This window comes from Acidimicrobiales bacterium (assembly GCA_040219515.1).
Lineage (GTDB): Bacteria > Actinomycetota > Acidimicrobiia > Acidimicrobiales > Aldehydirespiratoraceae > JAJRXC01.
The window spans coordinates 35,263-61,420 of the sequence record JAVJSI010000007.1; the positions used below are offsets into that span (position 1 = coordinate 35,263).

Consider the following 26,158-nt stretch of genomic DNA (forward strand, 5'->3'; position numbering starts at 1 on the left):
CTTCGCTCGCACGGTCAACGGCGACGTTACGCGACCCGCACCCCCGTTGCATTCGGGGTCAGACCCCCGTTGCAGTTGGGGTCTGACCCCGGCAACGCTGAGCGTTGCTTGGAGTTCGGCTGGCGCCGAACTCCGCGGATACAACGGTCAGGGATTGTGGCGGTCGGGGCCGTAGTGCTTGAGTTCGACGGTGTTGCCGTCGGGATCCTTCACATAGATACCGGTGCCGTAGCCGGCCGATCCCCAGATCCGCATGGGGCCGCCGACCACGTCGAATTCGCCCGACGCCGCCACTGCCTCGAGGTCCACGTCGTCGGCCACTCGCATCGAGAAGTGGTCGACGTTGGTGCCCGTGCGCTCGGCGACGAAGAGGTCGATCACCGTGTCGGCGTTGAGCCGCATGGACAGGAACGGCACGTCACCGGCCCGCCACTCGGCCTCGCGCTCCGGCGCGAGGCCGAGCTTGTCGCGATACCAGGCGAGCGAGCGCTCGGGGTCAGCGACGTTGAGCACGACATGGTCGTGACCGAGAATCCGCACCGGTGCAGTCATGGTCCGACGCTACCCTCGCGCCATGCCGCTGGTCAGCTGTCCGCACTGCGACGAGGACGAGAACCTCGAGGGCGCCAGCGTCGACGGCACGATCACCATCACCTGCGGCGAGTGCGGTGCCACGTGGGATCGCGACATGACACCCCGGTGCACCACCTGCGACAGCCCCGACGTCCGAGAGGCGCTCCAGGCGATCCTCGACAAGTCACGCGGCACGCAACTCTCGATCCAGTCCATGAAGGTCGTCTGGCTCTGCCCCGACTGCGACGCCGACACACTGCGCCGCTATCTCGACTCGAACACGCCGCTGCCGCCCGACCAGATGCCCGTCGACCCGAAGTAACGATCGTGGCGTACCGGGCGGTGTTGTTCGATTGGATGCTCACGCTGGCCGACTACCCGCAGCGAGAGGTACTGCTGCGCCGCGCTGCGGCGATCATCGGACGCTCGATCAGCGACGCCGCCGTCGAAGAACTTCTTGTCGGCATGGCTCGGGCCGACGCCGATTCCGAGGTCGTGGAGGCGATGTCTCGGTGCGACTGTTCGGCGGCCGAGCACGAACACGCGGAAATGCTGCATTTTCGGCGGTCCGGGCTGGACGAGGAACTCGCCAGGGCGTGGTACTCCCTGCTCGGCAGGCCCGGAACGCACCCGATCTATGCCGAAGTGCCAGCCCTTCTTCACACCCTCGCCTCGCACGACGTCCGCGTGGTCGTGATCAGCGACATCCACGTCGACCTGCGGATGCACGCACGAGCAGCCGGCATCGAAGCGCTGGTCGACGGCTGGGTGCTGTCGTACGAACACGGCGTGCAGAAACCGGATCTACAGATCTACGAGCTCGGACTCGACGTCGCGGGGGTCGATGCCAGCGATGCCCTCATGGTCGGCGACCGTCATGTCGCCGACGGCACCGCCTCGCTGCTCGGCGTCGACTCGCTCATCCTGCCTGCTCGGCTGGAGCGCGACCCACTGGTCATCGACTCACGCCTCGACGGCGTTGCCCGCCTTTCCCTCTGAGGAAATCGAGGCATCAGGCCGACAGGAGTTCGACGAGCCGCTCGAGACCCGCAACGCGCGAACCCTTCACCAGGACGGCGTCATCGGGTCCGATCGGCTCGCCCAGCGGCGGATCGGCCAGAAGCTTCATCGCCTCCGGAACGTCACCGGCCAGGTCCGCCCCCGGGTCGGTCGAAGGGGCCGGATCGAGTCCGGCCAGATAGTCCGGCGCGTCCACCGCGATGACATGGATGCCGAGCTCGGCTGCGAGTCGACCCATGCGTGCGTGCTCGGCCGCGGCGATGTCGCCGAGCTCGGCCATCTGTCCCAGGACGGCGAAGCGGCGGCCGCGGGCAGGGACGGGGAGGGCCGCCAACGACCGCAGCGCGGCCTCGACCGACATCGGGTTCGCGTTGTAGGTGTCGTCGATGATCCGCGTCCCCAGGGCCGAACGAACGAGGGCCATCCGCATCGGCGACAGCACCGGTCGGGCGAGCCCCGCCGCCACCGTGTCGAGTGACACGCCGACCGCCAGCGCCGCCGCTGCGGCGGCGAGTGCGTTGTCGACCAGGTGTGTTCCCCGGGCACCGAGCACCACCTCGACGCGGCCCTGGGGCGCGACGAGCGTGAACGTCGGCACCAGCTCGTCGTCGAGCACCACGCCATCGGCATGTACGTCCCCGCCGGGGCCGAAGGTGACCACCGCGGCCGAGGTGCGAGACGTCATCGCCGCCACGAGGGGCTGACTCGCGTTGAGCACCGCCACGCCCCCGTCGCCGGCGGCCGGCAGAGCCTCGATCAGTTCGCCCTTCGCCTCCGCCACTGCCTCGACCGAGCCGAACTCGCTCGTGTGGGCCGCGCCGACCGTCGTCACGATGCCGACCGTGGGCCGACCGACGGAGCACAGCCGCGCGATGTGGCCGATCCCGCGGGCGCCCATCTCGAGCACGAGCGCCTCGGTGTCATCGGGCGCATTGAGGATGGTGAGCGGTACGCCGATCTCGTTGTTGAACGACCGATGGCTCGCATACGTCGGCCGGTCGAGCGAGAGAATCGCCGCCAGGAAGTCCTTCGTCGTCGTCTTCCCCACCGACCCGGTGATCCCCACGACGACCCGTCCGTCGAGCCGAGCCCGCCCAGCGGACCCGAGCGCGGCCAGCGCCGCAGCCGTGTCGTCGACCTGCACGATCACCATCGTCGCGTTCACCCCGACGAGATCGGTGGCCGGCCGCGACGACAGCGACACCGCCGCGCCCGAGGCACCCACGAAGTCGTGGCCGTCGCGTTCGGCCAGCAGCGGCACGAACAGAGCCGGCTTCGAGATTGCCGGCTTCGGGAGTGCCGACACGTCGCCGGCCGCCTCGATCTCCCGGCTGTCCTGGGTGACCACGTCGATCACCGTGGACGGATCACCGGCCACGACCTCACCATCGACGGCCTCAGCGATCTCCGCGGCGATCCAACGCATGTGGGAAGTGTGGCACGACTACCGTCGGGGCCAGTGCCTACCCCGAAGCCAGACAAGATCCGCCTCGTCGTGCTCTTCGGCGGCCGCTCCGCCGAGCACGACGTCTCCTGCGTGTCCGCCCGTCACGTGCTGGCCGCCGTCGACCCCCGCCGCTACGACGTCGAGCCCATCGGCATCACCCGCGACGGCGAATGGGTGCTCGCCGAAGACGCGATGAAGGCCCTTGCCGAGGGTGCCGCGAGTCTGCCCGAACGCCTCACCGCCCGGGGTCCGGAGGTCGACGCGTTGCCGCTGTTGGCCAACCCCGGCGCGTCGGCCACCTCCTCGCCGACCGTGGTGCTCCCGGTGCTCCACGGCCCCATGGGCGAGGACGGCACCATGCAGGGCCTGCTCGAACTCGCCGGCGTGCCCTATATCGGCGCCGGCGTGCTCGCCTCGGCGCTCTGCATGGACAAGGTGAAGGCCAAAATCCATCTCGCCGCCCACGGCATTCCGCAAGGCCGATTCCGCTGGCTGACCGTCGACGCCGACGAGTTCGGCGGCGTCCGCGGAGCCGACGGCAGCCCGTCGACGGTCGCCGACGAGGTCGCGGCGGCGATCGCCGAGCTCGGACTGCCGCTGTTCATCAAGCCGGCCAACATGGGCTCGAGCGTCGGCGTCTCCCGTGCCACCACGGCCGCCGAGGCCGCCGCCGCCGTGGAACTCGCGGCCAGCTACGACCGCGAGGTCGTGATCGAGGAGGAGATCATCGGCCGCGAGCTCGAGATCTCGGTGATGGGCAACGAAGACCCCGTCGCCAGCACGGCGGGCGAGATCATTCCCGGCGCCGCGTTCTACGACTACGCCGACAAGTACGAGGACGGCGCCCGCCGACTCATCCCGGCGCCGCTCGAAGCCGACGAACTCGCCGAGATGCAACGACTGGCGATCGCGACGTATCGCGCCCTCGGCGTCGAGGGCCTCGGCCGCGTCGACTTCTTCCACGAGACCGACGGCAAGGGTGGCGGAGCGGGGCGGGGCTGGCTCGTCAACGAGCTCAACACCATGCCCGGCTTCACGCCAATCTCGATGTACCCCGAGATGTGGGCCGCCGTCGGCGTCGACTACCCCACGCTCATCGACCGCTTGGTCGACCTCGCCCTCGCCCGTCACCGCCGCCAGCAATCCCACACCCGCACCGACCACTAGATCCCGCCGGCCAACAGGCGAGCGGGACAGGTGTCTGACACCAACAGGACAGGTGTCAGGTGGGGGTGAGGGCGGCGTGGAGGAAGCGGATGAGTTCCTGGCGGCGGGCCACTGTCGAGCGCAACGATGCGGGGAGGCCCATTGCCCGCTGCACCTCGAGCTCCGTCGCCACCCCGACGACCGTGGAGTACAGCGACAGCAGCAGCATCGAGGCGTCCGACGAGCGGAGGCGGCCGGCGTCCATCTCGCGCCGGAGGAAGTCACGGGCCCGATCGACGCTCGGCGCCACGTGGCCGGCGAGTCGCTCCGCCGTGATCGACCCGGGCCGCGTCACCTCACGAACCAGACCGAGTAGTTCGGGACGTCGCACGGCCAGGCGGAAGACGTGGCGCACGATGGCTTCGACCTGTTCGATGCCCCGCAGACCCCGAGACGCTTCCGCCTCGAACACGCCGACGAGGTCCGCAGCCGCGTCGTCGATGACCGCGTCGAACAGCGCCTGCTTGGACGGGAAGTAGTAGAGGATCGTCTGCTTGCGCACGCCGAGCTGTTCGGCCAGCGCATCGAGCGAGGTCGCCGCGTAGCCATCGGTGCCGTAGGCGGCGAGGGCCACGGCGAGGATGCGCTCACGCGTGGGGGTCTCGACGGGGGTGTCAGAGACAGCCATGACCCGTGTCTACACCGGTTCTCTACCAATTGGTAGACATCGCTGCCGGATCAGAGCCGTGATTCGGGAGGAGCCCGACCAGACGCGTATCGCCGTCACCGGCTCGACCGGGTTCCTCGGCACGGCGCTGGTCGAAAGACTGTCGCGCGGCCGACGAAGGGGACCAGTCGTCAGGCACCTCCCCGATAGGTTGTCCTGATGGTCAGCGGTTGCGGAGCATTGTGACACCGCAGGCGGGATCGGTGGCGCTCGACAGCACCGACGGTCGCCTGGTGGTCGGCACGACAGTGGCCGGTTCGGCGGTGGCGATGCTGACCGCCACCGTGGTCAACGTGGCGCTCCCCGCCCTGGCCGATGACCTCGGCGCCACTTCGGGACAGCAGCAGTGGGTCGTCAACGGCTACCTCCTGACCATCGCGTCGCTCATCCTCATCGGTGGCAACCTCGGCGACCGCTACGGCCGGCTGCGGCTCTACCGGATCGGCACCATCTGGTTCGCCGCCGCGTCGTTGCTGTGCGCGGCCGCTCCGTCGGTCGAGGTGCTCATCGCCGCCCGTCTCCTCCAGGGCATCGGCGGGGCCCTGCTGACGCCCGGGTCGCTCGCCATCATCGAGGCCACCCTGCGGCCCGACGACCGTGGGCGCGGCGTCGGTCAGTGGTCCGGACTGAGCGGAGTGGCCGGCGCCGTCGGCCCGTTGGTGGGTGGACTGCTCGTCGACATCTCGTGGCGCTGGGTGTTCCTTCTGAACCTGCCGGTGGCCGCCGTGGTGCTGGTCCTGAGCCGGCGGGTGCCCGAGTCCATCGACCGCACCGCCCGCGACCAGCCCCTCGACATCGTCGGCGCGGGACTTGCCGCGTTGTTCCTCGGTGGCGCCTCGTTCGCCATGATCCAGGGTCCGACCGGCGGCTTCGGCACCCTCGACTGGATTGCCGTCACCGCGGCCGTCGGGAGCAGCGTGATCCTCGTCGTCCACGAACGACGCCAGTCCCACCCCATGGTCCCCGTCGACCTCTTCACCATCCGGCCCTTCGTCGCCGCCAACGTGGTGACGCTCCTCGTCTACGGCGGAATGGGCGTGGTGTTCTTCCTGCTGTCGATCCAGCTCCAGGTCGCCCTGGGCTGGAGTCCGATCGCCGCGGGCGCCGCCCTCCTGCCGGTCACCGCGTTGATGATGATCCTGTCCTCGCGCTTCGGCGACCTGGCGCAACGGATCGGTCCCCGGTGGCCGCTCACCTTCGGTCCCGTCCTGATCGCGGGCGGGATGCTGCTGCTGGCCGGGGTCGGCCCCGGGGACACGTACGCGACGAGCGTGCTCCCCGGCGTTCTCGTCTTCGGTCTCGGCCTGGCCGCGTCGGTCGCCCCGGTCACCGCCACGGCCCTCGGCAGCATCCCCGACGAGCGCGCCGGGGCCGCGTCCGGACTCAACAACGCCATCAGCCGATCGGGCCAGCTGCTGACCATCGCCGCGGTGCCGCCACTCGTCGGCCTGACCGGCGATGCCCTCGGTGACGCCGGCGAACTCGCCGCCGGATTCCAGAACGCGATGTTCGTCGGCGCGGGATTCGTCGTCTCCGGTGCGGTCGCCGCGGCACTCCTGTTCCACTCCGACGACCTCGATGCCGAGGCCGGCACGGGGGACGACGGCGCCACCGACGTCCACGACTGTGGGGTCCGCTACCACTGCGGAGTGGAGTCACCGCAGCTCGTACGGCACTAGCCGGAGTCGGCGTCGTACTCGTCGGGGAGCTCGTCCGCGTAGGCTCCGACACCGAGCACCCATCCGCGATCGCGAGAGGCCGGCTCCATGACCGACACCCCCACCCCCGAACCGCACGCCCCGGGCGGACCGGTCGCCCAGATGCTGCGCGACCGCCCCCCGGTGGGGCCGATGGCGCGACTCGAACACGACGAACTCGCCGCCGTCCAACGAGACGTGCTCGCCTCCCCACGGCGCGACTACTCGGTCGCGTCCAGGGCGCTCTTCCGGGTGATGGACGAGGTGTACGGGCCCGAGCGCACGCTCGAGAAGTTCCGCGTCCTCGAGCTGGTGGCCCGGGTGCCGTACCAGGCGTGGGAGAGCGTCGCGTACGTCGCCATGACCCACACCTCGAAGCGTCCGGGGTTCGCCCGACGGGTCTACGACCGCGCCAGGGTCGCGCGCATCGAACAGGACAACGAGCAGTGGCACCTCCTGATCCTCGAGGAACTCACGAAGGACGAGCCTCGCCACTGGCTGCGGGGGCGGGTGATCCCCCAGATACTCGCCGTCGTCTACTACCAGCTCTCGTGGATCCTCTTCGTGGTCCACCCCCGGTCGAGTTATCGCCTCAACGCCGACTTCGAAGACCACGCAGCCCACGAGTACGCGGCGCTGGTGGAGGAGACGCCTCGCTTCGAGCACGAGCCGTTCCGAAGCGACTTCGAAGCCGACTACGGCGCCTTCGACAATGTCGCCGATCTGTTCCGGCAGATCTGCCACGACGAAGTGCTGCACCGCGAGGAGAGCGAGACGATGATGAGCAGGGCCCGCTACGGCTGATCCGGGCCCGTTCTCTACCAATTGGTAGAGATGGCTGCTAGAACTGGACCCGTGATTCGGGAGGAGCTGAACCAGACGCGTATCGCCGTCACCGGCTCGACCGGTTTCCTCGGCACCGCGCTGGTCGAGCGACTCCTGCGGGGCGCGCCCGGCTGCGAACTCGTCCTTCTCGTGCGACCCGGTCGCCGGGGTGCGCAGCATCGCGTCGACCGCGACATCCTTCGCAACGACGCGTTCGACCGCCTCCGGGCCGAGCTCGACGAGGCCCGGGAGCGCGACCCCGAAGCCGAGACGTTCGACGACATGTGCGCCCGGCGGGTCTTCGCGGTGGCCGGCGACGTCGGCACCGACGGGCTCGGCCTCGACGACGACGGAATGGCCCTTCTCTCCACCTGTGATCTCGCGATCCACTCGGCCGCCACCGTCAGCTTCGACTCCGCGCTCGACGACGCGGTCGAGGTCAACCTGATGGGCCCCAGCCGCGTCGCTCGGGCGCTCCAGGCCGCCGCCGCAATCCGCACCGAGCCGACGCGCACCGGCCGCCCGCCCGGCGAACCCGCCCACCTCGTGGCCGTGTCGACCTGCTACGTCGCCGGCAGCCGTCGCGGCAAGGCACCCGAGGAACTGGTCGACGAGTCGCCGTTCTTCGTCGACGTCGACTGGCAGGCCGAGGTCGACAACGCCCGCCGCGCCCGCATCGAGAGCGAACGGGCCAGCCGCACCCCTGCCCGCCTGGCCGAGCTCGCCAAGGACGCCCGCCGCCAGCTGGGCGCGGCCGGCACACCCGCGCTCTCCGAGAAGGTCGAGCAGCTCCGCCAGCGTTGGGTCGGCCAGCAGATGACCGACGCGGGCCGAGCCCGGGCCAGCTCACTCGGGTTCCCCGACGCCTACGCCTTCACCAAGGCGCTCGGCGAGCGGGCGCTCGGCGAGACCCGCGGCGACGTGCCGGTGAGCATCGTCCGGCCCTCGATCATCGAGTCGGCGCTGGCCGAGCCGGAGCCCGGATGGATCCGCGGCTTTCGCATGGCCGAACCCGTGATCGCGGCCTACGCCCGTGGCCTGCTCGTCGAGTTCCCCGGCGTTCCCGAGGGAACGGTCGACGTCATCCCCGTCGACCTCGTGGTCGCCACGATCCTCGCCGTCGCGGCGCGGGGACCCGAGTTCGATGACAAGGGTCGACACACCCCCGACGTCGTCCAGATCGCCTCGGGTGGCGCCAACCCGCTCAAGTACGGCCAGCTCGTCGACCTCGTGCAGGCCTGGTTCACCGAACGCCCGGTCTACGACGAGTACAACCAGCCGATCTCGATCCCCGACTGGCGATTCCCCGGCCGCGGTCGGGTGTCGAAGCAGCTCAAGCGAGCCCGCCGCGCCCTCGATGCCGGCGAGCGGGTCCTCGAGGTGTTGCCGCTCCGGGGAAAGCACGCCGAGCTCGGCGCCGAGCTCGAAGAGCGCAAGGAACAGCTCGAACGGGCCAGCGGCTACGTCGAGCTCTACGGCGCCTACGCCGAGTGCGAGGCGATCTACCAACTCGAGCGTCTCTACCGCCTCTGGGGGTCGCTCGACGCCGACGACCAGCGTGACTTCCTGATGGACCCGGTGGCCGTCGACTGGCCCACCTACATCAACGAGATCCAGCTGCCGTCGACCGTGAAGCAGGCCCGCCTCAAGATGGCCCCGGGCCGCAAGGTCAGCATCAGCCGCGCCGACCGCATCCGCAAGAACGTGCTGTCGACGGACCGCCAGCTCGCCGTCTTCGATCTCGAGAACACCCTGATCGCGAGCAATGTCGTCGCCAGCTACGCGTGGCTCGCCACCCGTCATCTCGACACGCCGGACCGGCTCCGGTTCGCCGCGAAGACGATCCGGGAAGCACCGACCCTGCTGTCGCTCGACCGGGCCGACCGTTCGGATTTCCTGCGCTACTTCTACAAGCGCTTCGACAAGGCCACCGTGGCCCGACTCGACCGCGACGCCATGGAGATGATGAGCGACCTGCTCATCACCAAGTCGTTCCCCGATGGCATCCGCCGGGTGCGCGAACACCGCCGCCTCGGCCATCGCACGCTGCTCATCACCGGTGCCCTCGAATTCGTGGTCGAACCACTGCGTCCGCTGTTCGACGACATCGTGGCCGCCGAGATGACCGCCGTCGACGGCGTCTACACCGGCCGCCTCCGCGGCGTCCCGCCCACCGGCGAGGCGCGCTACCAGGTGCTCGTCGACTACGCCGACGAACACGGTCTCGACCTGCGCGAGTCCGTCGCCTACGCCGACTCGTCGTCGGATCTGCCCATGCTCGAGGCCGTCGGCTTCCCCGTGGCCGTCAACGCCGAAACCAAGCTCGCCTCGATCGCCCGCAAACGAGGCTGGCTGATCGAGCACTGGTCCAAGTCCGCGGGCGCCCCCAACCGGGTCGTCCCCATCGGTCCCCGCACCCATCGCGGCCCGATCCGCAACCGAAGAGAGAACAATGCCGTCTGACCCGAGGAACCGTGCGCCCCGTCCGGGCTTCGTGCTCGATGTCGACCGGTCGACGCCGCCGATCCTGTTCCACCACGGCGAACAGTTCCGGCTCGAGAAGCTCCCCGCCGATCGCAGCCGCGTGATCTACCCGGCCGAGCCCCTGCCCGGGCTGCCCGACCCCGACGAGTCGATCCGCCAGGCGCTGCTCAACCCGATCGACGACGACCCGTTGCCCACCCTGCTCACCCCGGGCATGAAGCTCACGATCGCGTTCGACGACATCTCCCTGCCGCTGCCGTCGATGCGCAAGCCCGACATCCGCCAGCGCATCATCGAGCAGGTGCTCGACATGGCTGCGGCGGCCGGGGTCGACGACGTCCACCTCATCGCCGCGCTGGCCCTGCACCGGCGCATGACCGAGGCCGAACTTCGCCACGCCCTCGGTGATCGGGTCTACGACGCGTTCGCACCCCAGGGCGCGCTCTACAACCACGACGCCGAAGACCCCGACGGCATGGTCGAACTGGGCCTCACCCGCCACGACGAACAGGTGACGATGAACAAGCGGGCAGCCGAATCCGACCTGCTCATCTACGTCAACCTCAACATCGTGTCGATGGACGGCGGCTGGAAGTCGACCGCCACCGGCCTGTCCGGCTACTCGGGCATCCGCCATCACCACAACGTGAAGACGATGCGCGAGTCCAAGAGCTTCATGGACCGTCACGCGTCCGAGCTGCACCACTCGAACTGGCGGCAGGGAGAGGTCATCAAGGCCCACGGGCCGCGCATCTTCCAGGTCGAGACCACGATCAACAACAACACCTTCGGCTACGACGGCCCCCTCCACGTGCTCCAGAAGCGCGAGTGGGAGTGGACGGCGCGCGACCGGGCCACGTTCATCGGCATGCAGAAGGGCCTCGACGCCATGCCCGCGTCGGCCCGCCGCAGGATCTTCCAGGGGTGGAAGGCTCCCTACGAACTCACCTCGGTGCAGGCCGGCGACGTCGAGAAGGTCCACGAGACCACCCTCGAGCACTGCTTCGCGCAGCACCTCGTGCCCGTCGAAGGGCAGACCGACGTGCTCACGTTCGGCCTCCCCTACATCTGTCCCTACAACGTCAACTCGGTGATGAACCCGATCCTGGTGATGTGTCTGGGGCTCGGCTACTTCTTCAACATGTACCGGGGCAAGCCCCTCGTTCGCGAGGGCGGCGTGCTCATCATGAGTCACCCCACCCCGTGGGAATTCCATCCCGTGCACCACCCGAGCTACATCGACTTCTTCGAGCAGGTGCTGTCCGACACGACCGACCCGATCGAGATCGAGAAGAAGTACGAGAAGCAGTGGGCCGAGGACGAGTGGTACATCCATCTCTACCGCAACAGCTACGCGTACCACGGCGTGCACCCGTTCTACATGTGGTACTGGGGTGCGCATGCGCTGCAGTACCTGGGTCGGGTGATCATCGTCGGCGGTGACCCGCGCTCGGTGCGCCGTCTCGGTTTCACTCCCGCATCCACGATGCAGGACGCACTGGAGATCGCCGCCGACGTCGTCGGTCCTGCGCCCACCATCACCCACCTGCACAACCCGCCGATTCTCATGGCCGACGTCACGTGAAGCTGCCGGCCGCGCTGTCGCCGCTGACGCGGTACCGGTCGCTCGGGTTCCCCTACCGCGCGCCGTCCACGCCTCGCGGCGTGGAGCCGGCCCCGACGGAGAAGTCGACCGGCGCGCACTACGACACCTCGTGGGCGCGGCGCATGCCGGCGCGGATGACGCGGGCCGCGATCGTCGACGGACCGATGCGGCTGATCGTCTCGGGCCTGGCCGCGCCCGACCGCCGCGGACTGGACCGCCTCGACACGCTCGAGGGTCCGGCGATCTTCGCGGCCAACCATCACAGCCACATGGACACGCCGCTGCTGCTCACCTCGATCCCGGAGCCGTGGCGTCACAAGCTCGTGGTCGGCGCGGCGGCCGACTACTTCTTCGGGACGCGGCTCACCTCGGCGCTGTCGTCGCTCGTGATCGGCGCAGTGCCGATCGAACGCAGCAAGGTGAACCGGCGCTCGGCCGATCAGGCCGCCGAGCTCGTCGACGGCGGCTGGAGCCTCCTGCTGTTCCCCGAGGGCGGCCGCTCCCCCGACGGGTGGGGCCAGCCTTTCCGTGGCGGCGCTGCGTACCTCGCTCAGAAGACCGGTCGCCCCGTCGTGCCCATCCACCTCGAGGGCACCGCCCGCATCCTGCGCAAGGGACGGTCGCTCCCGAGCCCGTCGACCACATCGGTCACCTTCGGCCGCCCGCTCGTGCCGCGCGACGACGAGAACGCCACACGCTTCGCGGCCAGACTCGAGGCCGAGGTCGGCGCGCTGGCCGACGAAGCGTCGACCGACTGGTACCGGGCCCGTCTGCGGGCCCACGCCGGCACCAGCCCGGATCTGACCGGACCCGACTCGGGCCGTTGGCGCCGCGCGTGGGCCCTCGGCGACCGTTCACGGGGCGCCGCGCGCCGCACCAAGCGCTGGCCGGAGATCTGACGCATTCGGCGTGAGCGCCCACTGTTCCTCCGAGTAGATGTACGCTGCGCGCAAAGAAGGAGCCTTGCGTGGTGGCAGAGCGTTGGGACCCGCAGCGGTGGCTGTCGACGATCGCGTTCGACCCCGGCTCGACGGCCGACGTCCGTGCCATGGCCGCAGCCAGCCTCACGAACAGCGCCGGCCGTACCCGACCATCGCCGATCTCGACCCGTACGGACCTGCTGGGCGAGGTGCTCGCAAACCGCCGGGTCTTCGGCGCCGTTGCGGCCGCTGCGGCCGGAGGTGAGCTCTGGCGGCGACTCGCAGCCGACGGCCCCGAGCGCGAGGACGCCGAACGTGCGCTCCGCGTTGCGGGAATCAACCGACGCAGCGTCCTGCGCGGTATCGCCGGCGCGGCGATGATCACGGGCACCTCGTCGTTGCTGGCGGCCTGCGACATGGTGCTCGTGCCGAGCCCCATCGTCACGAACGGCGTCACCCCCTCCACGAACCTGCTTCAGATCGTCATCGACGACCTGAACGACTACGTCGGGTTCCTCGGCGGGTGCCCCGGCGCGATCCACACGCCCAACCTCGACGCGCTCGCCGCCCAGTCGCTCAGCTTCGAGCAGTTCCACATCTCGGTCCCGATCTGCGCGCCGTCAAGAGCGACGCTGATGTGGGGTGTCGATGCGCCGACGCACGGCGTCTACGGCCTGTTCGAGAACATCAACCCGATCTACAACGCCTACGCCGCCTCCAACCCTGATCACCTGTTGAAGGTGCTGGGATCCAACGGCTTCAGGCAGGTCGGCGGCGGCAAGATCTTCCACGACAGGTTGGGCATGTACCTTCCGAAGTGGGACGCCTACTTCAAGAACAAGCATGTGGCGAACGTCGGGCCGATCGGTCCCGACTCGATCTGGTTCGACTACGGCACGCTGCCGTCCGGCGCGGCCCACCCCGACAACCAGCTCACCGATTTCCTGCTCGGCGAGATGCAAACCATCGCGTCCTCTCGTCCGTTCCACATGGCCGCCGGGTATCGCCTGCCCCACCTCGGCTGGATTGTTCCCCAGGAGTACCTCGATCTCTATCCGCTGGAGGAGGTGGTCGTCGAGGAGGTCGTGGACGACTGGGACGACATCGGGCCCATCGGTCGAGACCTCCTGGGCGACAACATCGCGCTCTACGACCCGGCGGTGACGCATTCGTGGCTGGAATGGGTGGAGCTGTACGGGAATCGGCAGGTCTACCTGCAGCACTATCTGGCATCGATCTCCTACGTCGACTACCAGGTCGGACGCCTTCTCGACGGCCTCGCCTCCCAGCCCTATGCCGACGAGACCGCCGTGACACTCGTGAGCGACAACGGCTATCACCACGGCGAGAACGCGATGATGCGCAAGGGCGCGCTCCGCGACCAGTCGACGCGTGTGCCGTTCCTCATCCGTCATCCCGACATCCCACCCCAAACGTTCACCACCCCGGTGAGCTCGTTGAACTATGCCCCGACCCTGCTCGGCTTGCTCGGAGTCGACGCGCCGAGCCAGATGGAGGGCGTCGACCTGCTCGAGCAGCTGCCGACCGGGTTCATCTCGTCCTACTTCGGCGGTCGAGACGGTCTCTCCATCTCCCAGAGCATCATCTCCACCGACAACCCCCGCTATCGGTGGGTGTTCCACACGGTCGAGCACGGCCATCCCCGCTACAACGACGGGGCGATCCCCGGCATCCCCGAGATCGAGGTCTACGACCGCCTCAACGACCCCGGCGAAACGATCAACCTGGTGGCCTGAGTGCGAATCGTCGACGCGGGCAGGTGAGGCCGGCCCACCTCGACCTGGCTACAGTCCGCCCCATGCGCTTCTCCCTCGCCGAGTCGATGATCGAACCCACCATGTACGCCCCGCTCGTACAGGCGGCCGAGGCGGCCGGCTACGACTCGTTCGTCGTCCCCGACTCGATCTGCTATCCCGAGGACGCCGAGAGCAAGTACCCCTACAACGCCGACGGCAACCGTGAGTTCCTCGAGGGCAAGCCCTTCATCGAACCGTTCTCGCTCATCCCCGCCCTGGCCGCGGTCACCGAGAAGATGCGGTTCACGACGTTCGTGGTGAAGCTCCCGATCCGCAACCCGGTGCTCGTCGCCAAGCAGGTCACCTCGGTCGGCGTGATCACCGGCGGCCGGTTCGGCTTCGGTGTGGGCACCAGCCCGTGGCGCGAGGACTACGACATCACCGAGGTCCCGTGGGAACGTCGCGGGGCCCGCATGGACGAGTGCATCGAGATCATCAACGGGCTCGCGTCGGGCGACTACTTCGGCTACTCCGGCGAGTTCTACGACATCCCCGCATCGAAGATGTGCCCGGTGCCCGACCAGCGGGTGCCGATCCTCGTCGGCGGCCATTCGAAGATGGCGCTCGCCCGCGCCGGGCGCCTCGGCGACGGCTGGATGCACGCCGGCGGCGACGCCGACGAGCTCACGAGGATGATGACGGTCGTCGACGAGCACCGGGCTGCGGCGGGCCGCGCCGACGAGCCGTTCGAGGTCCACGCGATCAGCATCGATGCGTATTCGCCGGAGGGCGTCGAACGGCTGGAGTCCGCCGGCGTCACCGACTGCATCGTGGGGTTCCGCGACGCCTACCAGCCCGGTCCCGATCCGCAGACGCTCGACGAGAAGCTGATGGCCATGCAGTGGTACGCCGACGAGGTCATCGCCAAGTTCCGCTAGGAAGCCCGACGACAATCGACGACGAGTTCGCTGAACCGCACGTCGTCGTCGAGCACGATCCGAGGGTCGGGCAGGGCCGCGAGGCGCACGACGAGACAGTCGGCGACCGCCGGATCCAGGCCGTCGGCAACCCGCCGCGCGATCTCGTCCTCCACGTCGTCGAGCGTGACGATCGGCGGCGCGTCGGCCACGGAGAGGGGGTCCTCGGGCAGTTCGCCGTCGACCTCACTGGGTGCGACCGCGGGTGCACAGTCCGCCGAGGTCGCGGAGAGCAGCAGGAGGTCGTTCTCGTCGAGCTCGGGGTCGAGCCCGGTCACCTTCCGCAGATCGAGTCGGCCGTCGAGCGCCGTCACGATGCAGGTCGCTCGCGTGCGGTCGACCCCATCGAGCACCATGACCTCGACCGCCTCGTCCAGTCCGAGCGTTACCGAACGGGCACACGACGTCATCATCGCGACACTCAGGGCCAGCATCATCAGAAACAGCAAGAACGACCCTGCGCGACGGCTCATGGCCGAGCCGTCGGCAGTCACTCGACCAATCTCAAGCCCGCGGGGCCATCTCCGGTGCCGACCGCCGGCAGTTCGGCGCTGAAAACGGTGAGGTGGCCGGGATAGACGTGCTCGCTGAGCAACACCGCGGCGCCGTCGTCGGACCGGGTGATGCGCTCGCAGACCAGCACCGGGGAGCCGGTCGGCACGTTGAGCAGGGCCGCATCGGTGGCCGATGCAGCCGAGGCCGCGATGGTCTGCTCGGCCCCGCGCACCCGCACGTCGAGCAGCTCGTAGAACGGTCGTGCCTCGACGTCGTGGCGGGAGAATCGGGTCGCCAGTCCCTCCGGGCACCACACGGTGACCCGCGCGAACGGTTCGCCATCGGCGAGGTTGAGCCGTCGCACCTCGAGCACGCGAGTCTCACCCAGCGCCTCCGCCACTCGGGCCGGCGCATCGATGAAGGCGAAATCGAGGACCTTGCGGGTGGACTCCGCGCCCGACGCCGCCAGCTGTTGTTCGACGGTGTCGAGCTCGCCGAGCGGCTGACGTACCGGATCGCCTTCGACGAACCAGCCGAGGCCCTGTTGCGAGTCGATCAAGCCGATCTCGCGGAGCTGTTCGAGGGCCCTCCGCACGGTCACCCTCGACACCGAGAACTCCTCGGACAGGGTCGCCTCCGACGGCAGCAGTCGACCCGCGGTGAAGCCGCCGGTGCGGATGCGGTCTCGAAGATCGTCGGCGATCAGCTGGTATCGGGGGGTACGCACACTTGTCTCTTACTTGTCTTGTCTTTTCCGCTAAGGTAGCAGTCATGGCAGCCGCAGCAAGTACACCCATCGAACTCATCAACGGCGTCTACGCCACATTGGACGAGCGCATCGGCGCCGCCCGTGCGCGATTCGGACGCTCCCTCACCCTCGCCGAGAAGATTCTGATCAATCATCTCGACTCGCCCGACCAGGAACTCGAGCGCGGTGACTCCTATGTCGATCTGCGCCCCGACCGTGTCGCCATGCAGGACGCCACCGCCCAGATGGCGTGGCTCCAGTTCATGACCGCCGGGCTCGACGAGGTGCAGGTGCCCACCACCACCCACTGCGATCACCTCATCCAGGCCCGCGTCGACGGCAAACGGGACCTGATGGCCGCAGTCGACAACAACGAAGAGGTCTACGACTTCCTCGAGACAGTGTCCGCTCGCTACGGCGGCGGCTTCTGGAAGCCCGGTTCGGGCATCATCCACCAGGTCGTGCTCGAGCAATACGCCTTCCCCGGCGGAATGATGATCGGCACCGACAGCCACACCCCCAACGCCGGTGGCATCGGCATGATCGCGGTGGGCGTCGGCGGCGCCGACGCGGTCGACGTGATGACCGGCTTCCCGTGGAACGTGAAGTGGCCCAAGCTCATCGGCGTGAAGCTCACCGGTTCGCTCAACGGTTGGAGCGCCCCGAAGGACGTCATCTTGAAGGTCGCCGAGATCCTCACCGTGAAGGGCGGCACCGGCGCGATCGTCGAGTACTTCGGTGAGGGTGCCAACAGCATCAGCTGCACCGGCAAGGCCACGATCTGCAACATGGGCGCCGAGATCGGCGCCACCACGTCCCTGTTCGCCTACGACGACGCCGTCGCCCGCTATCTGAAGAGCACCGGCCGCGAGCACGTGGCCGACGCAGCCGACGCCGTTGCGCATCATCTGCGGGCCGACGACGAGGTGCTGGCCGACCCCGCCGCCCACTACGACCAGGTCATCGAGATCGATCTCGACACGCTGACCCCCCACATCAACGGCCCCCACACCCCCGACCTCGCCCGCGAGGTCGGGGCGCTCGGCGCCGAGGCGAAAGCCGAGGGCTGGCCGCTCGAGATCAGCGCCGCCCTCATCGGCAGCTGCACCAACTCGAGCTACGAGGACATCACCCGGGCGGCCTCGATCGCCCGGGAAGCAGCGGCCAAGGGCCTCAAGTCCAAGACCCGCCTACTCATCACCCCCGGGTCCGAGCAGGTCCGCGCCACCATCGTGCGCGACGGTCTGCTCCAGGACTTCGAGGCGCTCGGCGCCACCGTGCTCGCCAACGCCTGCGGTCCGTGCATCGGCCAGTGGGACCGCTCCGAGGAGGAGGGCCACGTCGCCGGCGAGGCGAACGTGATCGTCACCTCCTACAACCGCAACTTCCCGAAGCGAAACGACGGCGACGCGGCCACCCTCGCGTTCGTCACGTCGCCCGAGACGGTGCTCGCGCTCGCCCTCGCCGGCACGCTCGACTTCGACCCGATCAACGGCACCATCACCAACGATGCCGGCGAAGAGGTCTCGCTCTCCACGCCGATCGGCATCGAACTGCCGGCCGCCGGGTTCGACCCGGGCGAGGACACCTTCGTCCCGGCCCCCGCCGACGGCTCCTCGGTCGTGGTGCAGGTCTCGCCCACCAGCGACCGTCTCCAGCTGCTCGAGCCGTTCACGGCGTGGGACGGCAACGACTACGAGGATCTGCCCGTGCTCGTCAAGGCGCAGGGCAAGTTCACCACCGACCACATCTCGATGGCCGGTCCCTGGCTCAAGTACCGCGGCCACCTCGAGAACATCTCGGGCAACCTCTACCTGGGCGCGGTCAACGCCTACCCGGGCTACGAGGTCGGCTACGGCAAGAGCCAGCTCGACGGATCGGTGAAGACCTTCCCCGATCTGGCCAAGGACTACCACGAGGCCGGCGTGCAGTGGGTCGTCATCGGCGACGAGAACATGGGCGAGGGCTCGAGCCGCGAACACGCCGCCATGGAGCCCCGGTTCCGCAACGGTGTCGTGGCGATCGCCCGCTCCTTCGCCCGCATCCACGAGACCAACCTGAAGAAGCAGGGCATGGTGCCGCTGACCTTCGCCGACCCGGCCGACTACGACCGCATCGACGAGGACGACCGCATCGCCGTACGTGGCCTCGCTGATCTGGCGCCCGATCAGCCCGTCACCGTCGAGGTGACCAAGCCGACGGGCGAGACGATCTCGTTCCTCACGAACCACACCTTCTCCCCCGAGCAGATCGAGTGGTTCAAGGCCGGGAGCGCGCTCAACATCATCAAGGCCCGCTCGGCGTCGTAGCGATCTGGGACGACCCGGCGACGGCGACTACGTGAAGATTCGCGTGCAGCTGTCGCCCGCCCAGAGGCCGGTGACGACGCCATCGGGATCGCGCGTGGTGGTCGTGCCGTTGAGCAGGCCACCCGATCCCGGGTTCGTCGCCGCGAAGAGGCCGACGGGATCGTCGGGAATCGCCGCAACCAGCTGCAGCGAACCGCCGAGGGTCACTTCGAGGAACCCGACCGTCGCGCCCACGCCGACGCCGCTGAAGGTGACGAGACCGTCAGGGTCGTCGTGGCCACTGGCGTACCACTGGGTGAAGCGGGCTTCGCCACTGTCGAGTTCGTCCTCGGTGAACACCACCTCGAGGTCGCCCCACTGCACGAAGCGGCTGCGGGCGCCATAGCAGAAGGCCGACTCCTCGAGCCCGGAATCGCGGTCCGGGTCACCGAGCAGGTCGGACAGCGCGGCGAACACCGTCGCCTCGTTCTGCCCGAACAGGACCAGGTCACCGCCCACGAGCTGGAGGCCGGTCTCGGCCAGCGTGACGTCGCCCGGCTCCCCGACCGGCACCGGGGTGGTGGTGGTCGAAGGCGGCTCGGTCGTGGTCGTGGTGGTCGTCGACGTGGTCGTGGCGGCGTCGGGATCGACCGTGGACGTCGTCGCGTCGGGGTCGAGTGTCGTCGACGACGGCGTCTCGGACGTCGTGGTGGCAACGGTCGTCGTAGTGACGAGCGTGGTGGTCTGGTCGGTGTCGGTGGCCGACGAGTCGCCCCCGCGGAACGCGACCAGCGCGATGATGATCGCGCCGACCAGTCCGAGCAGCACCACCGCAGCGATCACACCGCCCGAGATCCGTCGGTTCGGCGGCTCGTACCGGAGCGGTTCGGGCGACGGCGCCGACGACACCGCCGGAACCACCTGCGTCGGTGGCGTCGATGAGGAGATCGGCGCCGCCGGGACGGCGGTGGGCGCCGAGCGGGCCGGGGCCGGGTCGACGTTCTCGTCGGCGTCGCTCTCGTCCTCGTCCTCGTCGAACACCGAGATCGGACCCGTCGGCGGGTCGAGGGGTGGCAGCACGACCGGCGCTCGTGGCGTCACGGCCTCGCCGAGGTCCTCGCGGGTGACGAGCGGTGCCGCGGCCAGCGAGGCCACGCGTGCGGCGCCTGCAGCCACCGCGATCACCGAGTCGGCATCGCCGACCTGGGTCATGGCGGCCGAGCGCGGGACCGTCACCGTGTCGGTGATGCCGGCGGCCGCGGCGGCCGCGACCACCCGTTCGCGCTCGGGGCGGGCCCAGTCGTCGGGCACGACGATCGCCAGCCGACGCGGCGCCGCGCCCCCCGCCGCCGCGGCGCGGCCCACGACATGGTTGATCACTGCGCCCAGCGCACCGATCTTGCCGGCGGCGGCCCGCTCGAGTGGGTCGGTGACCGCAGGTCCGGGCGCGGTGAGCGCGGCCGCGCCGACCAGCACGGCGCCGCCGTCGTCCTGCGCGACGGCACAGACCGCTGCCGGTCCGTCGGCCCCGAGCTGGACGACGGTCGCCGGGTTTCCCGCCACTGCGTCGAGTCGGACCGCGGTGATGCCCTCGGGCGTGATGTGAATGCCGAGCGTGTCAGCCATTCGTGTCAGCCATCGTTTCGGCCATACGGAACAACCTCGGGGCGACGCACGGGGTGAGCGTAGTGGCTTCCAAAACGAAGAGAAGCGACTGGTTTGTTCTTGGGGGACAACCAGCCGCTTCTCGAAGCCTCGGATCATCAGGGGGACGAGATCCGGGCTGACTGACGTTGCGTTAGGGGGTAACGCTTCCGTCGTCGATAGAGCTATCTAACCATGTCCACCCCCATCTTTCCAACAGTTCTCGTGGATATGTGCCATCATTCACAGCGATGGATCTACGTCAGCTTCACGCCCTGCTGGCCGTGGCCGAACACCAGTCGTTCTCCGCGGCGGCCCGAGCCCTGCACACCGTGCAGAGCAACGTGTCCACCCACGTGGCCCGCCTCGAGCAGGAGGTGGGTTCGGTCCTGATCGACCGGGCCCAGGGCGAGCTGACCGTCGAAGGCGAGATCGTCGCCGACCGGGCGCGACGGATCCTCGCCGAACTCCGCGCCATCGAGGACGACCTCATCGCGATGCGCGATGACGTCTCGGGGCGGGTGCGCGCCGGCGTGATCGGCACCACCGCCCGCTGGCTGGTGCCGTCGCTGCTCACCGCGGTGTCGGCCGAGTACCCCCGGGTCCAGCTCCAGATCATCGAAGCCACGACGACCTCGCTGATTCCACAGCTGCTCAGTGACCGACTCGACCTCGCCGTCGTGAACCTGCCCGTCGACAATCCCGACGTCGACGCCCACGTGCTGTTCACCGAGGAGCGCATCATCATCGCGCCCACCGGACACCCGTTGGCGGAGAGCGAGCAAGTCGACCTGGCCGAACTCAGCCGCCACGAGATCCTGCTGCCACCGCAGGGCACGGCCTTTCGCGACGAAATCGACGCGGACGCGCGCCGTCAGCGGGTCGAGCTCACCACGCAGGCCGAGGTCGACGGGCTCCGTCTGCTGACCTCGCTCGCCTTCCAGGGATTCGGCCCCGCGCTCGTGCCGGCCAGCGCCGCGCCCTCGTGGCTCAGCGGCGAGTGGACCCGTGTCGCCGTCGAGGGCCTGTCGCCGCGCATCGTCGGTCTCGCGACACCACGCCGGTCCGCTCCGTCGGCTCCCACCCGCACTCTCGCCGAGGTGATCCGTCGCATCGTGCAGGTCGACGGTCCCGAACAGGGCCGCGTCACCCCCGCGCCGGTCGACTCGGCGTGAGATGGTAACCATCACCCGATGATCGATGTCGAAAGTCAGTATGAGCACCAGGCAGGACGGATGACCGATATCTCGACCGTCGACATCCGCGCCCGGGCCGAGGGGTTCGTGCGGGCCTCGGCCTCGGACTTCCACGGGCGCCGAGTCATGGTCGTCGATGCACAGGGTGACGACCTGGCGGGCGCACTGTCACCGAGCGACGGCCACACCATCGCCGCGGGAGCGCGCTACGCGCTGGACCAACGCCTGCCGCTCATCGTGCGACTCGCCTCCAGTGGCGCAAACCTCGAGATGGGCGTCAGCGCGCTCGACGGTTGGGGTGGTGCCGCCCGGGAGATGACCCGGTGTTCGGGCATCGTGCCGATGATCGTCATCGTCACCGGCCCGACCGTCTCGGGGCCGGCCCTCATGCTCGGTCTCGCCGACATCGTGATCATGGTCCGCGACGCCTATGCCTTCGTCTCGGGACCCACGATGGTCGAGCAGTTCACCGGCGTGCCGATCGACTCCGACGAGCTCGGCGGCGCCGCGGTCCACGGCCGCACGTCCGGCGTGGCCACCATGGTCGCCGAGGACCTGGTCGAGGCCGAGGAACTGGCTCGCGACCTCCTGTCGTTCCTGCCCGACCACACCGATGACCCGGCGCCACCCCATGTCTGCACCGATCCGGTCGGTCGTCTCACCCCCGAGGCCTACGACGTGCTGCCCGAGTCGGCCAACGGCTCCTACGACTGCCGCGACATCCTCGCCGCCGTCGTCGACGACGGCTACCTGCTCGAGCTGCACGCCGACTGGGCCGGCAACCTCGTCACCTGCTTCGCCTCGATCGGCGGCCGGTCGATCGGCATCGTGGCCAATCAGCCCCAGACCATCGCCGGCACCCTCGACATCACCGCATCCCGCAAGGGCGCGCGGTTCGTCGCGATGTGCGACGCGTTCAACCTCCCACTGCTCACCCTGGTCGACACGTCGGGCTTCTACCCGGGCAAGGACCTCGAGTGGCGGGGAATGATCCGCTACGGCGCCCAGATGGCGTTCGCCTACGCCCGGGCGTCGGTCCCCCGGGTCAACGTCACCACCCGCAAGTCCTACGGCGGCGCCTACATCGTCATGGACTCGAAGAAGATCGGCAACGACCTGGCCCTCGCCTGGCCGTCCGCCGAGATCGCAGTCATGGGAGCGAAGGGGGCGGTGGAGATCCTCCATCGCCGAAACACGCCCGAAGAACGAGCCGAGCTCGAGGCGAACTACGAAGAACGTCTGCTCAACCCCTACATCGCCGCCGAGCGCGGCACGATCGACGCCGTGATCGACCCGGAAGCCACCCGATCCCAGGTGGCCGCAGCGTTCGACATGCTCGCCGGGAAGCGCGAACGGCTGCCCCGTCGCCGCCACGACAACACACCGCTCTGAACAGTGCCCGAGAACAAGGCCTGACCGCTCCGAGGTGTGAGGCACGAGCATTGCGGTCTAGATTCAACGCCGTGTCTGAGAGCGTAACCATCACCGACAACCGCACCGGCGAGTCGATCGAGATCCCCATCGTCGACGGGGGTGTCGATGCCGCCGATTGGCGCAAGCTCCTCCCCGGCATCTGGTTCTCCGACCCCGGCCTGGCCACCACCGCCGCCACTCCGAGCGCCATCACGGAGCTCGACGGCGAGAACGGCATCCTGCGCTACCGCGGGTATCCGATCGAGCAGTTGGCCGAACACAGCACCTTCCTCGAGGTCGCGTATCTCCTCGTCCACGGCGAGCTTCCCAACGCCACCGAGCACGATGCGTGGATCGAGGAGATCACCCACCACACCTACATCCACGAGAACTTCCGCAAGCGGATCAACGACGCCTACCACTACGACGCGCACCCCATGGGTCTGCTCACGTCGGCGGTCGCAGGCCTGTCGACCTTCTACCCCGAGGCGAAGGAGATCGAGGACCCCGAGATCCGTCGGGCGCAGATCGTCCGTCTCATCGCGAAGATGCCGACGCTGGCGGCCAACGCGTACCGCCATTCGGTCGGCCAGCCGTTCGTCTTCCCCGACAACAACACCGACTACCCCACCAACTTCCTGCGCATGATGTGGCAGATCGGTGGTCCCTACGAACTCGACCCCGCGTTGCAGAAGGCGATGGAGATCCTGCTGATCCTCCACGCCGATCACGAGCAGAACTGCTCGACCACCGCCGCTCGTGTGGTCGGCTCGGCCCACGCCGATCCCTACTCCTCGGTTGCTGCGGCCTGCGCTGCCCTCTACGGCCCCCGCCACGGTGGCGCCAACGAGGCCGTGCTCAACATGCTCGACGACATCGGCAGCTACGACAATGTCGATGCGTTCATCGAGAGCGTGAAATCCGGCGACGGCCGTCTGATGGGCTTCGGTCACCGCGTCTACAAGAACTACGACCCGCGGGCCACGATCATCAAGGAAGCGGCCTACGACGTCTTCGAGGTCACCGGCAAGAACCCCCGCCTCGACATCGCCTTGAAGCTCGAGGAAGCGGCGCTCAACGACGACTACTTCGTGAGCCGCAAGCTCTACCCCAACGTCGACTTCTACTCGGGGCTCATCTACCAGTCGATGGGATTCCCCACCGAGATGTTCACGGTGCTGTTCGCCATCGGCCGTACGCCTGGCTGGCTGGCGCACTGGAACGAGATGCTCGAGCAGAACTCGCGCATCGCTCGTCCCCGCCAGCTCTACACGGGCCCCGGCGTGCGCGACTACACGCCGATCGCGAGCCGCTGAACCACGCGCTGCGCGCCCGTGTCGGTCGGCTGCGGCCGAGCCGGCTCGAGCTGATCAGCGTCCACATCCCGAAGACCGCGGGCACGTCGTTTCGCGAAGCCCTCGTGCGCGAGTACGGCGCCGATCTCGCACCCGTCTACGACGGCGCTCGTCCGAACGGGCGAGAGTTCCGCGCCGTCCACGGCCACTTCTCCCCCGCCCAGTTCTGGAGCGCGGGGCGTAACGCGAAGCTGATCATGTGGCTGCGGGACCCGGTAGAGCGAATCGCGTCCTACTACGACTTCTGGCGCACCACCGAGCCGCACGGCAATCCGCACCACGACGAGTTCCTGCGCCGCGACATGTCACTCGTGGAGTTCGCACGGTGGGAGCCCATCCGCAGCGAATTCGAGTCGCAGTACGTGGGTGGTCTCGCCCCCCGCGACTTCGCCTTCATCGGCATCACCGAGCGCTACGAGACCGACCTGGCCCGCCTCGCCGATCTGCTCGGCTGGTCGACCACTGGCGCAGTGGCCCAGACCAACGTGACCCCGGGTGCCCGCTCCGTCATCGACGACGACACCCGCGAGGCAATCCTCGACGCGCACGCCCTCGAACACGAGTGGTATCAGGCCGCACTCACGCCGAGGCGCCCACCTTCGCGGTGGGAGTGAACTTCACCGGCATCGCCTCGACGCCGGTGATGAAGTTCGAGTTACGCCACGGAAGCTCCGACTGCGGCACGGCCATCTCGATGTCGGGCAGCCGGGAGAGCACCTTGGTGAACATCTCCTTCAGCTCGAGTCGGGCGAGCGAGGCACCGAGGCAGAAGTGGGTGCCGAACCCGAAGGCCATGTGGTTGTTGGGGTCCCGGGCGATGTCGAAGCGGAACGGATCGACGAAGTGCTCCTCGTCGCGGTTGCCCGACGGGTAGAGCATGATGATGTCGCTGCCCGACGGGATCGTCTGATCGCGGATCTGCACCTCGGTCATGGTGGTGCGGGCCATGTTCTTGATCGGGGTGACCCAGCGGAGCATCTCCTCGACGGCGGGCTCGATCCGGCCCGCGACATCGGCCTGGAGCTTCTCTCGCTCGTCGGGGAACTCCATCAACGCCTGCATCCCGCCGGTGATGACGTGGCGCGAGGTCTCGTCGCCGCCGATGAGGATGAGGAGCGACTCCTGCACGATCGACTCGTCGTCGAGGCGATCGCCGTCGACCTCGGCATCGCACAGGATGCTGACGAGGTCGTCGCCACCGGGATTGGCCCGGCGGTCGGCGATGATCCCGAGCTGGAACTCGCGGAACGCGATGCCGGCCATCATCGCCTTCTCCGCCGCCTCGGGCGACTGGGTCGTGGTCGTCCCCCTGATGAGGTCGTCGGACCACTCGAGGAGATCGTCGAACGACTCGCGGGGAAAGCCGAGCATGTCGCCGATGAGCAGCAGCGGCAGCGGCGCGGCGATGTCCCACACGAAATCGCATTCGCCCTTCTCACAGATCCGGTCGAGGATCATGTCGCACAGCGAGTCGATCTGGTCGAGCTTGTCGCGCACCCGCTTCGGGGTGAATCCCTTGTTGACGAGCTTGCGACGGTTGAGATGCTCGGGGTCGTCCATCGAGATCATCATCGGCAGCGGATCGCCCTTGGGTCGAGGCGCCTTGTACGACGAGTAGGTGCGCGGGTCGCGAGAGACCGTGAGGATGTCGTCGTACTTCGCCACCGCCCACACGTCGCAATTGGGGTCGTAGTAGACGGGGGCATTCGCCCGCATCCACGTCCAGTCGTCGTGTGGCTGCGAGGCATACCAGTTGCCGTCCATGAGGTCGATGTTCTCGCGGAGGGGGTGGGTGGGGGCGGGCTGCGGGGTGGGATGATTCGCCATGGGGCAAAAATAG

22 protein-coding genes are annotated in these 26,158 nt (G+C 68.6%); 15 read left to right on the forward strand and 7 right to left on the reverse strand.

The window, feature by feature from the left end:
- Nucleotides 1-147: 147 nt before the first annotated feature.
- Nucleotides 148-552, reverse strand: coding sequence for a VOC family protein (locus RIB98_04650; GenBank protein MEQ8840247.1), 405 nt, complete (start codon nucleotides 550-552; stop codon nucleotides 148-150).
- Nucleotides 553-574: 22 nt separating this feature from the next.
- Here RIB98_04650 and RIB98_04655 point away from each other — a divergent pair, with 22 nt between their 5' ends.
- Both RIB98_04655 and RIB98_04660 read left to right on the forward strand, forming a co-directional pair.
- Nucleotides 575-895 carry a hypothetical protein gene (locus RIB98_04655; protein ID MEQ8840248.1) on the forward strand — a complete coding sequence of 107 codons (321 nt, stop codon included), beginning with the start codon at nucleotides 575-577 and terminating at the stop codon, nucleotides 893-895.
- A 20-nt stretch (nucleotides 896-915) separates the two neighbouring features.
- A complete protein-coding gene (locus RIB98_04660) occupies nucleotides 916-1,572 on the forward strand; it encodes an HAD family hydrolase (GenBank protein MEQ8840249.1) in 657 nt (218 codons plus the stop codon).
- Between the two features lie 13 nt (nucleotides 1,573-1,585).
- Here the strand turns inward: RIB98_04660 and murF are convergent, their stop codons facing one another.
- Nucleotides 1,586-3,019 (reverse strand): UDP-N-acetylmuramoyl-tripeptide--D-alanyl-D-alanine ligase, encoded by a 1,434-nt coding sequence (murF, locus tag RIB98_04665; protein MEQ8840250.1) that lies wholly within the window; start codon nucleotides 3,017-3,019, stop codon nucleotides 1,586-1,588.
- A 33-nt stretch (nucleotides 3,020-3,052) separates the two neighbouring features.
- On the opposite strand from murF, the gene RIB98_04670 reads away from it, so the two are divergent.
- Complete coding sequence (locus RIB98_04670) at nucleotides 3,053-4,207, forward strand: D-alanine--D-alanine ligase family protein (protein MEQ8840251.1); 1,155 nt, start codon at nucleotides 3,053-3,055, stop codon at nucleotides 4,205-4,207.
- Nucleotides 4,208-4,262: 55 nt separating this feature from the next.
- Here RIB98_04670 and RIB98_04675 read toward each other — a convergent pair whose 3' ends face one another.
- Complete coding sequence (locus RIB98_04675; protein MEQ8840252.1) at nucleotides 4,263-4,874, reverse strand: TetR/AcrR family transcriptional regulator; 612 nt, start codon at nucleotides 4,872-4,874, stop codon at nucleotides 4,263-4,265.
- Between the two features lie 242 nt (nucleotides 4,875-5,116).
- Here RIB98_04675 and RIB98_04680 point away from each other — a divergent pair, with 242 nt between their 5' ends.
- The 7 genes from RIB98_04680 to RIB98_04710 all read left to right on the forward strand — a co-directional run bounded on the left by RIB98_04680 (nucleotide 5,117) and on the right by RIB98_04710 (nucleotide 15,140).
- On the forward strand, nucleotides 5,117-6,592 hold the full coding sequence (locus RIB98_04680) for an MFS transporter (protein MEQ8840253.1): 1,476 nt from the start codon (nucleotides 5,117-5,119) through the stop codon (nucleotides 6,590-6,592).
- An 87-nt stretch (nucleotides 6,593-6,679) separates the two neighbouring features.
- The gene (locus RIB98_04685; protein ID MEQ8840254.1) at nucleotides 6,680-7,414 is read left to right on the forward strand and encodes an alternative oxidase; all 735 of its coding nucleotides are present in this window, start codon (nucleotides 6,680-6,682) and stop codon (nucleotides 7,412-7,414) included.
- 51 nt (nucleotides 7,415-7,465) lie between these two features.
- A complete protein-coding gene (locus RIB98_04690; GenBank protein MEQ8840255.1) occupies nucleotides 7,466-9,898 on the forward strand; it encodes an HAD-IB family hydrolase in 2,433 nt (810 codons plus the stop codon).
- Nucleotides 9,888-11,504 (forward strand): lactate racemase domain-containing protein, encoded by a 1,617-nt coding sequence (locus RIB98_04695; protein MEQ8840256.1) that lies wholly within the window; start codon nucleotides 9,888-9,890, stop codon nucleotides 11,502-11,504. The genes RIB98_04690 and RIB98_04695 overlap by 11 nt, the downstream gene beginning before the upstream one ends.
- Complete coding sequence (locus RIB98_04700; protein MEQ8840257.1) at nucleotides 11,501-12,424, forward strand: lysophospholipid acyltransferase family protein; 924 nt, start codon at nucleotides 11,501-11,503, stop codon at nucleotides 12,422-12,424. The genes RIB98_04695 and RIB98_04700 overlap by 4 nt, the downstream gene beginning before the upstream one ends.
- 71 nt (nucleotides 12,425-12,495) lie before the next feature.
- Nucleotides 12,496-14,202, forward strand: a complete 1,707-nt coding sequence (locus RIB98_04705; GenBank protein ID MEQ8840258.1) for a sulfatase-like hydrolase/transferase — start codon at nucleotides 12,496-12,498, stop codon at nucleotides 14,200-14,202.
- 62 nt (nucleotides 14,203-14,264) lie between these two features.
- Nucleotides 14,265-15,140 (forward strand): TIGR03619 family F420-dependent LLM class oxidoreductase, encoded by an 876-nt coding sequence (locus tag RIB98_04710; GenBank protein MEQ8840259.1) that lies wholly within the window; start codon nucleotides 14,265-14,267, stop codon nucleotides 15,138-15,140.
- Here the strand turns inward: RIB98_04710 and RIB98_04715 are convergent.
- On the reverse strand, nucleotides 15,137-15,652 hold the full coding sequence (locus tag RIB98_04715; GenBank protein ID MEQ8840260.1) for a hypothetical protein: 516 nt from the start codon (nucleotides 15,650-15,652) through the stop codon (nucleotides 15,137-15,139). The genes RIB98_04710 and RIB98_04715 overlap by 4 nt on opposite strands.
- A 17-nt stretch (nucleotides 15,653-15,669) precedes the next feature.
- The gene (locus RIB98_04720; GenBank protein MEQ8840261.1) at nucleotides 15,670-16,401 is read right to left on the reverse strand and encodes a GntR family transcriptional regulator; all 732 of its coding nucleotides are present in this window, start codon (nucleotides 16,399-16,401) and stop codon (nucleotides 15,670-15,672) included.
- Between the two features lie 44 nt (nucleotides 16,402-16,445).
- Between RIB98_04720 and RIB98_04725 the strand changes: the two genes are divergently transcribed.
- Nucleotides 16,446-18,731, forward strand: coding sequence for an aconitate hydratase (locus RIB98_04725; protein MEQ8840262.1), 2,286 nt, complete (start codon nucleotides 16,446-16,448; stop codon nucleotides 18,729-18,731).
- 27 nt (nucleotides 18,732-18,758) lie between these two features.
- On the opposite strand, the gene RIB98_04730 is transcribed toward RIB98_04725, so the two are convergent.
- Nucleotides 18,759-20,336, reverse strand: coding sequence for a hypothetical protein (locus RIB98_04730; GenBank protein ID MEQ8840263.1), 1,578 nt, complete (start codon nucleotides 20,334-20,336; stop codon nucleotides 18,759-18,761).
- Nucleotides 20,337-20,605: 269 nt separating this feature from the next.
- Here RIB98_04730 and RIB98_04735 point away from each other — a divergent pair, with 269 nt between their 5' ends.
- The 4 genes from RIB98_04735 to RIB98_04750 all read left to right on the forward strand — a co-directional run bounded on the left by RIB98_04735 (nucleotide 20,606) and on the right by RIB98_04750 (nucleotide 24,932).
- Nucleotides 20,606-21,529, forward strand: a complete 924-nt coding sequence (locus RIB98_04735; GenBank protein MEQ8840264.1) for a LysR family transcriptional regulator — start codon at nucleotides 20,606-20,608, stop codon at nucleotides 21,527-21,529.
- 60 nt (nucleotides 21,530-21,589) lie between these two features.
- Entirely contained in the window at nucleotides 21,590-22,942 is a 1,353-nt protein-coding gene (locus RIB98_04740; protein ID MEQ8840265.1) for a carboxyl transferase domain-containing protein, read from the forward strand.
- 71 nt (nucleotides 22,943-23,013) lie between these two features.
- On the forward strand, nucleotides 23,014-24,279 hold the full coding sequence (locus RIB98_04745) for a citrate synthase (GenBank protein ID MEQ8840266.1): 1,266 nt from the start codon (nucleotides 23,014-23,016) through the stop codon (nucleotides 24,277-24,279).
- A 104-nt stretch (nucleotides 24,280-24,383) separates the two neighbouring features.
- Entirely contained in the window at nucleotides 24,384-24,932 is a 549-nt protein-coding gene (locus tag RIB98_04750; GenBank protein MEQ8840267.1) for a hypothetical protein, read from the forward strand.
- Here RIB98_04750 and RIB98_04755 read toward each other — a convergent pair.
- A complete protein-coding gene (locus RIB98_04755; protein ID MEQ8840268.1) occupies nucleotides 24,898-26,145 on the reverse strand; it encodes a cytochrome P450 in 1,248 nt (415 codons plus the stop codon). The two genes, RIB98_04750 and RIB98_04755, sit on opposite strands and share 35 nt — an antisense overlap.
- Nucleotides 26,146-26,158 lie beyond the last annotated feature (13 nt).